10 protein-coding genes are annotated in these 11,309 nt (G+C 38.9%); 4 read left to right on the top strand and 6 right to left on the bottom strand.

Features of this window, described 5'->3' with window-relative positions; translation table 11 throughout:
* The first annotated feature begins 307 nt into the window (after positions 1–307).
* Positions 308–3,364, top strand: coding sequence for a CheR family methyltransferase (locus ADIARSV_RS12365; RefSeq protein ID WP_316929510.1), 3,057 nt, complete (start codon positions 308–310; stop codon positions 3,362–3,364).
* A 461-nt stretch (positions 3,365–3,825) separates the two neighbouring features.
* On the opposite strand, the gene ADIARSV_RS12360 is transcribed toward ADIARSV_RS12365, so the two are convergent.
* The 4 genes from ADIARSV_RS12360 to ADIARSV_RS20670 all read right to left on the bottom strand — a co-directional run bounded on the left by ADIARSV_RS12360 (position 3,826) and on the right by ADIARSV_RS20670 (position 6,861).
* On the bottom strand, positions 3,826–5,070 hold the full coding sequence (locus tag ADIARSV_RS12360; RefSeq protein ID WP_160166663.1) for a transposase: 1,245 nt from the start codon (positions 5,068–5,070) through the stop codon (positions 3,826–3,828).
* Positions 5,003–5,359, bottom strand: a complete 357-nt coding sequence (locus tag ADIARSV_RS21525) for a transposase (RefSeq protein WP_016195873.1) — start codon at positions 5,357–5,359, stop codon at positions 5,003–5,005. The genes ADIARSV_RS12360 and ADIARSV_RS21525 overlap by 68 nt, the downstream gene beginning before the upstream one ends.
* Positions 5,360–5,587: 228 nt before the next feature.
* Complete coding sequence (locus tag ADIARSV_RS12355) at positions 5,588–6,172, bottom strand: DUF6266 family protein (RefSeq protein ID WP_040299961.1); 585 nt, start codon at positions 6,170–6,172, stop codon at positions 5,588–5,590.
* 47 nt (positions 6,173–6,219) lie between these two features.
* Positions 6,220–6,861 (bottom strand): DUF6266 family protein, encoded by a 642-nt coding sequence (locus ADIARSV_RS20670; RefSeq protein WP_016195870.1) that lies wholly within the window; start codon positions 6,859–6,861, stop codon positions 6,220–6,222.
* 472 nt (positions 6,862–7,333) lie between these two features.
* Here ADIARSV_RS20670 and ADIARSV_RS12345 point away from each other — a divergent pair, with 472 nt between their 5' ends.
* From ADIARSV_RS12345 to ADIARSV_RS22595, 3 genes are all read left to right on the top strand, one after another.
* A complete protein-coding gene (locus tag ADIARSV_RS12345) occupies positions 7,334–7,906 on the top strand; it encodes a Crp/Fnr family transcriptional regulator (protein WP_016195869.1) in 573 nt (190 codons plus the stop codon).
* 71 nt (positions 7,907–7,977) lie between these two features.
* On the top strand, positions 7,978–8,244 hold the full coding sequence (locus tag ADIARSV_RS22600; protein ID WP_235048417.1) for a carboxymuconolactone decarboxylase family protein: 267 nt from the start codon (positions 7,978–7,980) through the stop codon (positions 8,242–8,244).
* An 18-nt stretch (positions 8,245–8,262) separates the two neighbouring features.
* Positions 8,263–8,433: a carboxymuconolactone decarboxylase family protein gene (locus ADIARSV_RS22595; RefSeq protein WP_016195867.1), complete on the top strand. Its 171-nt coding sequence runs from the start codon at positions 8,263–8,265 to the stop codon at positions 8,431–8,433.
* A 44-nt stretch (positions 8,434–8,477) separates the two neighbouring features.
* On the opposite strand, the gene ADIARSV_RS12335 is transcribed toward ADIARSV_RS22595, so the two are convergent.
* Positions 8,478–9,053 carry a TetR/AcrR family transcriptional regulator gene (locus ADIARSV_RS12335; protein WP_016195866.1) on the bottom strand — a complete coding sequence of 192 codons (576 nt, stop codon included), beginning with the start codon at positions 9,051–9,053 and terminating at the stop codon, positions 8,478–8,480.
* Between the two features lie 25 nt (positions 9,054–9,078).
* The gene (locus ADIARSV_RS12330; protein ID WP_016195865.1) at positions 9,079–11,304 is read right to left on the bottom strand and encodes a beta-glucosidase; all 2,226 of its coding nucleotides are present in this window, start codon (positions 11,302–11,304) and stop codon (positions 9,079–9,081) included.
* Between the last annotated feature and the right edge of the window lie 5 nt (positions 11,305–11,309).

The following is an 11,309-nucleotide window of genomic DNA, read 5'->3' as shown; positions in this document are numbered from 1 at the left end:
CTAGTGCGAGCTTACTAACTAAGCGCATTCCTACTTACAGATTTGATACTGTTTCCAACGGCTTATCGCAAACAATTGCATTGCATTTACTTCGGATCGAACAGTAGACTTATAAGCAAAATATTGCCCTTTAATTTAGTTAACATTGCATAACCCGATAGAGTTGTTATTTATCGCCATTAATTTTTTATAATGTTCAATGTCGATCCACACCATATTATCGCTATAGGCGCCTCAGCAGGCGGCATGGAAGAGATAAACTCATTTTTTTGACCATACACCTATTGACGGGGTTTCTTATGTTATCGTGCAGCATTTGTCTCCAGATTTTAAAAGCAGAATGGTTGAATTACTGGCCAAACATAGCAAACTGAAAGTTGAACAAGCTGAAAACGGAATGACCGTTCGGAGCAATCAGGTGTATCTTATCCCAAACGATAAGTTCATGACTATCCAGGACCATAAATTATATTTAAGTGCGAAAGAAAAAATTAAAAGTCCTCATCTAACCATCAATACCTTCTTTAATTCACTTGCAAAGGATTGTGGTAAAAAAGCAATTGGTATTATCTTGTCTGGCTTAGGTTCTGATGGTTCAGAAGGAATAGAGACAATTAAGATGGCTGGAGGCATGGTGATTGCCCGGAACCCTGAAACTACAGAGTTTGGCAGCATGCCCTCCAAAGCTATCGCTACCGGGTTTGTGGATCTTGTCCTTGAGCCTATTGCCATGCCTGATGCAATAGAAAACTATGTTAATAACGCAGAAAATGCAACCATTCAACAGGCAGAGGATGAAAAGAATATCGCAACCATCATCGAACTGATCAAAGAAAGATCGCCACTTGACTTTTCAGACTACAAATTACCCACCATATTAAGAAGAACAAAAAGAAGGGCTTCACTTGGGAATCACACAACTCTTGGGAGTTATCTTGATTTTTTGAAAGTTACACCAGAAGAAGTAGACGCGCTGGCAAAAGAGTTCCTGATCAGTGTTACTTCGTTTTTTAGAGACAAGGAAGCGTTCGGTTTTATCCAGAAAAAAGTACTACCAGACATATTGGAGAAACTTTCCCCGGGCGAGGAACTTAAGGTGTGGGTAGCCGGATGTGCAACTGGCGAAGAAGCTTCTTCTATCGCAATTTTAATAGCCGAGCAGTTAACAGGCAAATTCTCAGATATAGTTGTAAAGATTTTTGCAACTGATATAGACAGCGCTGCGCTGGTACGTGCAGGCAAGGGTGTTTACAATAAAAGCATTTCAAAAAACGTACCTGCCAGACTACTTGAAAAGTATTTCTTAAAGGAAGGGGACGATTACAGGTTGAAGCCGGTCATAAGAAAGATGCTGATCTTTGCGGAGCACGACCTGGTGAAAAACCCGCCCTATTGTAATATGCATATGATCAGCTGCCGAAACCTACTTATCTATATGGCACCTGTATTGCAAAAGAAAGTTTTTGCAATGCTGTTATTTGGTCTTAAAAAAGATGGCTATTTATTTTTAGGTTCCAGCGAAAACCCTACGCCCATCATTAAAAATCTGGAGATTGCCCAAAAAAAATGGAAGATCTATAAGAACCTGGTATCAAAACGGGCCGTAAGTTTTGATGCATTTTCCATGCCTGAATTCTTAAATAGCAAACATGAACCTTCACGTTTGTCGCGGCATCAGGCGTCGGAAAATACAAACCATTCATTATCAGAGGCGATGCATGAGCGGCTGGCGGAAAACTTAGATTACTTATCAATTTGTGTTGATGAAAACAATCAGGTGATTAAATCTTATGGTGATACAACAAAGTATTTACTTCCTAAACACTTTAGTTCAAACCTTTCAGAACTATTGCCCAAACCCCTTGCGGTGGCTTTTAATATCCTAAGCAAAAAGGCTTTAAAAACAAAAGAAGATGTTAGTCTAAGCGAAATTAAGATCAAACAGGGCCAGCTTATCGTAAAGATAAGGTTGTCAATAAGCCCTTTGAAATTAAAAGGAGAAGACCATTTGTTACTGGTAACTTTCAGTGAATATAAATCTGCTAAGTCAATACAAGCAGATCCCGTATTTGATGAAAAAGTATACCTCGATCAATATGTAGTTAATCTGGAGGAGGAATTGGAGGAATTAAAAACCAAACTTCAGTTCTCCAACGAAAAGTTAGATACATCTAATGAAAATTTACAGTCATTCAATGAGGAGTTAATTTCTGCAAATGAAGAAATGCAAAGTACAAATGAGGAAATGCAGTCCGTCAATGAAGAACTTCATACAATTAATGGTGAGTACCAAGTAAAAAACAAGGAGCTGATAGAAATTAATGATGACCTCAATAACTATTTCCGGAGCAATATTAACGGGCAATTATTTATTGACAATGAAATGCGGTTGATGAAATTTTCGCCGGGTACCGTAAAGCAGATAAATTTATTAGAAACCGACATTGGCAGACCCCTTGGTAACATATCAACCAACATCAAATTTGAGACTATTGCGGATGATATTAAAAAGGTAATATCGAATGGTGGCATTATTACTAAAGAAATTGAAACCAATAATGGCAAATGGTATCAAATAATGACTATGCCATACCTACAAGAGGCAACCAACAAGAATACCGGAGCTATAATTACCTTTCATGATATAACAGAGCTAAAACAAACGCAAGTTATAATCGCTAAAAAGAATAAGACTTTGGAGAGGATCAATTCTGATTTAGACAACTTTGTTCATGCAACATCACATGATCTCTTAGCTCCGCTTGGTAACATCGAAATGAGTATTGATATGATGAATAAAGTTTCTTTGTCGGATGCAAAGTTGATGAATATGTTAAAGATCATTAATACTTCCATTAAAAAGTTCCGGGTGTTGATCACCAACATTGCCGTCATTGCAAAGGTTGAAAACGATATGATTGTAACCGAAATGGTAGATATGGAAGATATAATTAATAACGTTGAATGGAGCCTTGAAAATAAAATTTCAGAATCTAATACAAACATAATACGAAAATTAGAAGTAACGCAAATTCTGTTTTCAAAAAAGAATTTGCGAAGTATAGTGTATAACTTAATATCAAATGCAATAAAATTTCGGCGTGAGGTAGCACCTGTAATTACTATTCGGACCTGGAGCGAGGCCGAACATTTTGTTTTATCGGTAAACGACAATGGAAAAGGTATCCCCAAGGGAGATATAGAACAAATCTTTAATATATACGGGAGATTAAATCAGGATATTGAAGGACACGGTATTGGTCTTTACTTAGCAAAAAAAATAGTTGATGCGGCTGGTGGTAATATTATCGTTGAAAGTCAGCTGGGTTTGGGATCAACCTTTAAGATCTACCTTAAAATTTAATTGCGATTCCTTTTTAATTCAATCTTACTTCCTTACTACAAATTGGTCACTAAATATTAATGATATACAGGTCACTGTTTAATATCAGATATGCTGTCATAATTCACTGTCTTGTTCAAAGATGATGATAGAGTATCATAATTAAATTCTGGTTATTTTGGGACTTTTAACATAAAACCAGTTATTGAGTTAGTCTTCCAAGCCATCCTTAAGCTTTACCAGAAAACGAGGATAAATGTTATCGAAGGACTTGTTTATACGATTCCTGAATTCGTTTTGGCCAAAGTCATGAAGTCGATTTAACCGTTACACAAATGAAGATTGTTAGCAACGGTTTAGTTTCTAGCAAGGTCTTTTATCAAATACTCATCTCATCATCTATCAAAAAACGGTGGTGGCTGTTGCACAATAGTTTTTTTTCTTAAATATCGACTTAACTTATCAGAAGATTTATTTAGCCACTAAGAGAACTGGTACTGATTAACTGGGTTAGTCAGAAATGCTATTAGGTGCCGATGTAAGGCGTCTATAATGGCTTTAAAAAAGGCACAAGAAGGTTTCTTTCCTCCTCTTTTCAGGTATTTTTTAAGATTAAAGGCAATTGCCGCCATGAGCATGACTTTATGGGCACCGGCTTTGCCCAGTACACCTATTTCCCTTAATCCGTAATAATGTGTCAAACTACCAAATACTGATTCTACTGTGCTTTGCCGTAGTTTTTTCATTTGTCTGCCTCTTTTACTATGTTGTCTGCTGTAAGCCTTGAGGTATTGTTCGTCGTAAATTGTCCTGGTGATTTTTCTACAATGTACATTCGGTGCACAGGTTGGTCTCAACGGACAAGCCTTGCACTCTTTTGGCGCTGCCCAGTAGTTTCTAAATACACTGCCATCCAAGCTTGTATAAAATCCTTTGAAGGGTAAGGGCTTGTCCATTGGACACCTATATTCATCGTTTTCTTTGTTATATGGAAAGCCTTCGATCTCGGGTTTATACATGCCGAATGCGGGTATCCAGCCAGTAATTTTTCTTTGCTCCAGGAAATTGTAATTGAAGCCATTGGAGTAACCTGTATCTGCAAGCAGATCCGTCATTGAAAGTTCGTTTTTCTTTAATCGGTTTTGTACCTGCATGCTAATGCCAGGGAGGTATTGGCTATCTCTGCCATCGGCAAATTCCGCCTGGATATGAGAAATTACCCCTTCGGCTGTATCCACAGCCATACTGCAATGATAGTTTAGTTTTCTAGCCTTGCCAGGCTTTACTGATATGCGGGCATCCGGATCACGTGGATTGTAATGTGTTTTGTTGCTAAGTAATTGTGCTTTTTCGTGTGATGCCCCTGGTGCCCCAACACGATTATCAATCAGGTTTTGCTGGTGCTTTTTTACCCGCCTTAACTGGTGCTCCGGTGCAGTGATATACGCCGGCGAAGAAGCTGGATCATTCTTCTTTTTAACTTCCTGATTCTCTTCCTCGACTTTTTTGAAGTGATTGTCTATGGAATTTGCTGGCACTTTCAGCACGACACTTTCCATAGATGCATTTGCTTTGATTGGTGCTGAATCCACTGCCTGGGTATGACCAGATACCATGCCACCGTTTACGCACAGGGTAAATACTTTGTTGAACAATGTTTCAAACAGAGATGCCCGGATAAAGCTGCCTTGTTCTGCTGATTGTTGAATGCCATGGTAATTCTTCATCAATATCAAAACCAAGAAAATACAAAACATCCATCCGCATAGAGCAATGATCCACCAGTTTACGGTCAGAGGTAATGTTCTCCAGATAACCAGTTAGCAGTAGCTTAAAGAAGACTACTGGGTCAATTGATGGGTTGCCGGTCTTGCCATAAAGTTCTTTTGTGTCTTTATATAAAAAGCTCAGATCAAGCGTTTCGCGGAGTCTGCGATACAGGTTTTCCTTCGGAACCCGGCTTGATAGCTGGAAGCTGGTAAACAGCTTTTCGGTATAGTCCTTTCTGCCTTGCATACCTTTAATTTACGTATTTTTCAACTTTTATAAAAGCAAAAATTTACATTTATTATAGTTGTGCAACAGCCACGGTGGAATAATGATAATGCCTTTAAGTCTGCCCGCAGGATAAACGGCAATATACCGCTAAAGAAAAAAGGCAAAAATATAAATAAAGTTCACAAAGAGTACGAATTAGTACATTATCCTATTTCTTAATCAAATTCAATAGAGACTATACGGTTTCTATTGTACATAATTCCGATATGTAGTTGCCGAAGCATCCTTCCCGTTATGGTTTACAAAAAAGAAGAAGCCATGCAACTCATCCTTCCAAAACTTGGCAGGAAGCGCTAGTCTTAAACTTAAATCACCACGTAAAGCCTTCTGTTCAAATACCATGGTACTCTCTTTTGCGTCGTTTACCAGCACAAAATGAAGGATATCATCCGGAGAAGATGTCCGGCTAATCTGGGGACTGATCTCCCGGGTCAGCACTGCCTCATCTCCCGCCATCTCAAAAGTAAGGTTAAGTGGCCCATCCAACTTTCCTCCGCTTATTTGTACCGCACCATGATTAATCTGCAAATCAGGATATGCACCATCAATGCCCCCACGGATCATCTTGCCTAAAACGTCATCAAAGGGAAGCACACCCCGACTCGTTTGAATACACCAGGATCGATTGATCAGCGCACGGATGGGATTTAAGAATTGCATGGCTATGCTGAATTTCATTCGTGTACCCTTTTGTTTATCACTGGATGTGGCTGAAAGAACAGGTCGTTTTCGGGTACGCTGATTTCCAGCACGATCTGTATAATAAACCAAATCTCCTATTGCTCCGTAAACGCGATTTTTTTTAATATTGCCATGATCTAGTTAGTAAAGAATCCAACAAATACCGAATCTGAATTCTGATCTTCCATAGAAGTCATGAACATATAAACACAGAGGTTTTGATCAGCCCAACTCCCCGGAAGATGGATTTCTGCCATTTGATCCTGACGTAAATATTGATCGCTCAAAATCAGAGACTCTTTCAAAGATGGGGAGTACAGCACAATCGTTGCCTGATCCACTCCTCTCTCCAGGGCCGAATTACTATACATCTCCCAGGTAATCCGCATCACACCTGCTCCTGCTGACGAAAGATTACACCCGGCTGGTTTCCCAACCAACCTCCCTTTGCTTAAAATGACCTTTGCATAATCCGGCAAAGCATCAGCTTGAACGTTCTCAAAAACCTGATAATTCGCCTGAATCGCCAGGTTCAATGCTGTTGCCCTTCGGGTATCCTCATGTTTAAATCCCTGGTCAATCACTGCTCTGAGCGAACCTAAAAATTCTGATAATAAGCCAAAATTCCGCCTTGCCTGGCTCTGCTTTTCTGTTGGCTTTTTAGTTGACCGTTTTGAGAGCCCCCTGATGTAATCGACATCGCGCCAGTTGCTGCCAACTACACTTCCTACTTTTCCTGAAAATGCGCCATTTGCGCCGTTTTTAATTGTTCGCATCATGCAAAAATTAAATATGTTTCAAAAAAGATTATTTATTAATCTTTATGTTATAATAAATTTACAATAGGGAAATATCATTTACGATTATTCGGTTAAATTTTCCGAAATCTTCTCACAGAGGAACGAATTGAACACATTTTTTACAATCTAAAACCTGGGACTTACCAATGAATCCCTCCTAAATAGTAGATGAACCCTGGGAGACAAAAACGCAATTGATTAGGAAGAGCTTGAAAATTGCTTCGGTCTTTCTCCCTTGGTTATCCCTTGGTTGTCCCTTGGTTCTCCCTTGGTCCTCCCTCTCCAGGCGGACAAGCAAGGGAGAAGCAAGGGAGGAGCAGCGGACAATGGGGCTTGCTGATTGCTTAAATAATCGGATAAGGTATCCGTGAGTAGCGGGGATAGTAATTCGGTATCAATTAAGAAATACATCCACCCAAAATAGTTAAATTTCAAACTGTATTTTTGATCTATGTACACAGCGTTACTCAATCATATTAAAAGATATGTACCCTTACAACCCGAAGAAGGGCAATTTCTTTGTGAGAGGCTCAAACCTATAAAGCTCAATAAAAAAGAGTTTCTACTTGAGCCAGGAAAAATTTGTCAGGGAAATTACTTTGTCGTTCAGGGTTGTTTAAGGCAGTACTTCATCAATAAAAAGCTGAATGAACAAATTTTGCACTTCGGTATTGAAAACTGGTGGATAGCGGATCAGGATAGTCTTTTATATCAGAAACCATCATCATGTTACATTCAGGCTATTGAAGAATCAGAATTGCTATTATTAAGTGAAAGCAACCGGATTATACTATTCAATGAGGTACCTAAAATAGAGAGCTATTTCAGGATGATATTGCAAAGAGCTTTAGTAGCATCGCAACATCGGGTTGAGCTTATGTTTACGATGACTGAAGAAGAAATTTACAGACATTTTGCGGCACGATATCCCGATTTCATTCAACGTGTTCCTCAATATATGCTTGCCTCCTACCTTGGTTTTACACCACAATTTATGAGCAGGCTAAGAGCAAAAAAAATATAACATTTCTTAACCTCAGTTCATTTTTGCAGGATGGTTTATTCCTCACTTTTGTTTTAAACAAAAAACAAAACATGGAAAATTCAGTAACAGAATCAAGATTTGACTTAAATAGTGTATTACCCGCAGCTTACAATTCATTGCTTGAAGTGGAGAAGTTTGTTCACAGCGCAGGTATCAATAAAATTCAACTTGAACTACTAAAGATTCGTGCGTCTCAGATAAACGGTTGCGCTTTTTGTCTCAATATGCATATCAAGGACGCCATCAAGTATGGCGAGGATGTGAAAAGAATTTTCGTATTGAGTGCATGGCAGGAAGCACCTAATTGGTTTAATTAGGAAGAGCAGGCGATTTTAATGCTGACAGAAGAGATTACGATGATCTCAAAAAAAGGGCTTAGTGATAAGACCTATAAAAAGGTTATTGAACTTTTTGGAGAAGTGAAGACTGCCCAACTCATTATGGCTGTTGTAGCTATTAATTCATGGAATCGTATAGCCGTATCATTGCACTCACATCCTCATTAGAAGCATTACACCCCATTGGGTGTAGTGTATTGAATGCCAAGAACCTACCCTATAACGAAAAGTGCTTTCTTTGCGATATCATCGAAAAACTGACGTTCGTTTCTGAATTTGGCATATACACGCATTCCGGCAATGGTGTTGCAAAAAAAGCGGGCTAGTGCTAAGGGGGCTTTTGAGGCCTGGATTTCTCCGTTTTGCTGCCCTTTTTTAAACGCTTTATGGAGTGCCTCTTCAATAATCAAATCATCATTGTAAACAAGCTTATTTACGATTTCGTCTTGTGCTGCTACTTCTACTTCCGAATTGACCTTAAAGCAACCTTTTGGGCAAGTAGTATTAAGTATGTCCTTAGCTACTGCATTTAAAAGTGTTTCAAGAGCCATTTTTAGAGATGGGGCATTCTCGACAATATCTTTGATTTTTTCAGTACCTTCAGATTGATACAGTTCAAGCGCTTTTACAAAAAGACTGTGTTTATCTCCGAATGCATGATAGATACTGGAACGACCGATCCCCAGTCCGTCAATAAGGTCATGTATCGAGGTAGCATTATACCCCTTTTCCCAGAAAATCAAGATGGCCTTCCTCAGTATATCATCTTCGTTAAAATCTTTAGTCAAGTACTCCTATTCCTTAATAATTTTCTTACAAGAGTTTAAATTTATGTTTCAGCTTAATATCCTGAGATGAATTACCGATCATGATTTCATAATCTCCTGGTTCGGCATTCCATGCATTTTTATTTTCATCCCAGAAAGCCAAATCTTCTGGATGGATAACAAACTTGATTGTTTGTTGCTCCCCGGACCGTAAATAGATTTTTTGGAACCCTTTTAGTTCTTTCAATGGTCGCTCCACGCTACTTTTCACATCAGATAAATAGAGTTGCACCACTTCAGCTCCACGCGCTTTACCACTGTTTCGTATCTGTAAACTAACTATTAAAGAGTCTTTACTTGGGATGGAGGTTCTGGATATTTTTAGATTTTTAAACTCAAATTGCGTATAGGATAATCCATAACCGAAACAAAATTGTATGGGTTTATTATACTTCTCATACCATCGATAACCCATAAAAACTCCTTCTGTATAGGGTATGTGGACCAACTGATTTGGTTTAACATACTTAGCAAGTTCTATTTTAGCGGTTGTCGTATCCGTCCCTTTCCAATAATCTTTATAGAATCTATTGCTGCCATGCCAATACGGTTTTCCTCCCAGAAAATTGAATTCAGGTGCGGGAGAATCCTGAATATCTTTCTCTAGCGTGAAAGGTAATTTGCCAGAGGGGTTCACTTTTCCAGTAATCACATTAGCCAATGCAGCTCCCCTTTGTTGTCCAAGCATAAAAGTCCATAAAACTCCTTTTACACTTTGAATCCAGGGCATTTCTATACCGTTTCCGGAACTTACCAAAACAATTACATTCTTGTTTAGTCTACACAGTTTTTGGATCGTTGTACTTGAGGAATCAGCACCTATAAATGGGACATCGTATCCTTCACCCGCCTCTTTGCTTAAGCGAAAGATCACAACATCGGCCTTTTGTATTTGCTCATCTGTAGGTTTGGGTTCAGAGATCAGGTTATTACCATATGCACTCCTTAGTCCGGATTCAAAATCAACATGATTAAAGCCCTTTACAAAGCCACTTCCTTTACCACTGTAAATTTCAGGCAGCCCTGTTAACAGGATCTTTTTCCTGACGCTGACCGGTAATATATCTTGTTCGTTTTTTAATAAACAAATAGACTCATCTGCACATTGCTCTGCTAATTTTTCATGGAGTTTCACCTTCTTTGCCATAGCAACATCAACTGCGCCTCTATCATAGATCCCTGCCTCAAAAAAAGTATACAGATTATAGCTGATCATGTCATTCAGCTCGTTTTCAATCTTTTTTAGCTTATCTGGATATTTGGTAAGATAAGACTTGATGTAATTTGCAAATGTTTTATTTTCCGGCATTAACAGCGATATTCCAGAGATAGGTACTAAATATTGCTGAAAAGGATAATAGTTGGTATTCTGCCAATCAGTCATTGCTAAGCCCTTGAAATGGTATTCATCTCTTAAAATATCATTTAGGAGCGGTTTATTCATGGTATTGGGAATGCTGTTCACTAAGTTATTACCCGTCATGATGGCCCGGAGCCCTGCTTGCTCAATCAATGCTTTCCAGGGAGGTAAATAAATTTCCCTTAATGTCCTTTCTGAAACATCACTACTGGCAATATGTCTGACAAACTCCTGGTCATTACAGATGAAGTGCTTTGCAGTTGCAACAATTCCTTTAGCCTGGATACCCTTAACGTAAGCAACAGCAATCTTAGAGGTAAGCAATGGGTCCTCCCCCATATACTCGTAATTCCTCCCTCCTTCTGACGTGCGTTGCATGTTAATTCCGGGGCCTAACAACACATCTACGCCATGTAATTTGCACTGTTCTCCCATGGCAGTTCCAAAGTCTAAAGCGATTTTGGGGTTCCAGGTTGCTGCAAGAGCTTGCATACTTGGAAAAGAAACACTTTCAGTATCACTTTGAATTGAACTAAGTCGTATGCCTTGCGATGCATCAGCCATCACAACTGCACGCAGACCCAGGCGGGGTATTCCGGGAAAACAGAAACCTAAGATACCGGTGGTTAAACTCAGTTTTTCATCAAAACTTAAATAGTTAATCACATTTCTGGCTCTTAACTCTGGTGCTAGATTAACATTTTGATAGATTGAGCCAGAAGGAAAACCCTGAAAATTGGAAAGTGGTTTAAGCTCTTGAGGCTGGATCATCTGACCATGAACCATCACATGGAAAAACGAGATAATAAATAGACATACTACTGTTTTATTTACTCTTGATCGGATCATCATATTAT

Source organism: Arcticibacter svalbardensis MN12-7 (assembly GCF_000403135.1).
GTDB lineage: Bacteria > Bacteroidota > Bacteroidia > Sphingobacteriales > Sphingobacteriaceae > Arcticibacter > Arcticibacter svalbardensis.
The sequence above is the reverse complement of the archived record's forward strand: the minus strand, read 5'-3'. Positions and strand labels throughout refer to the sequence as shown.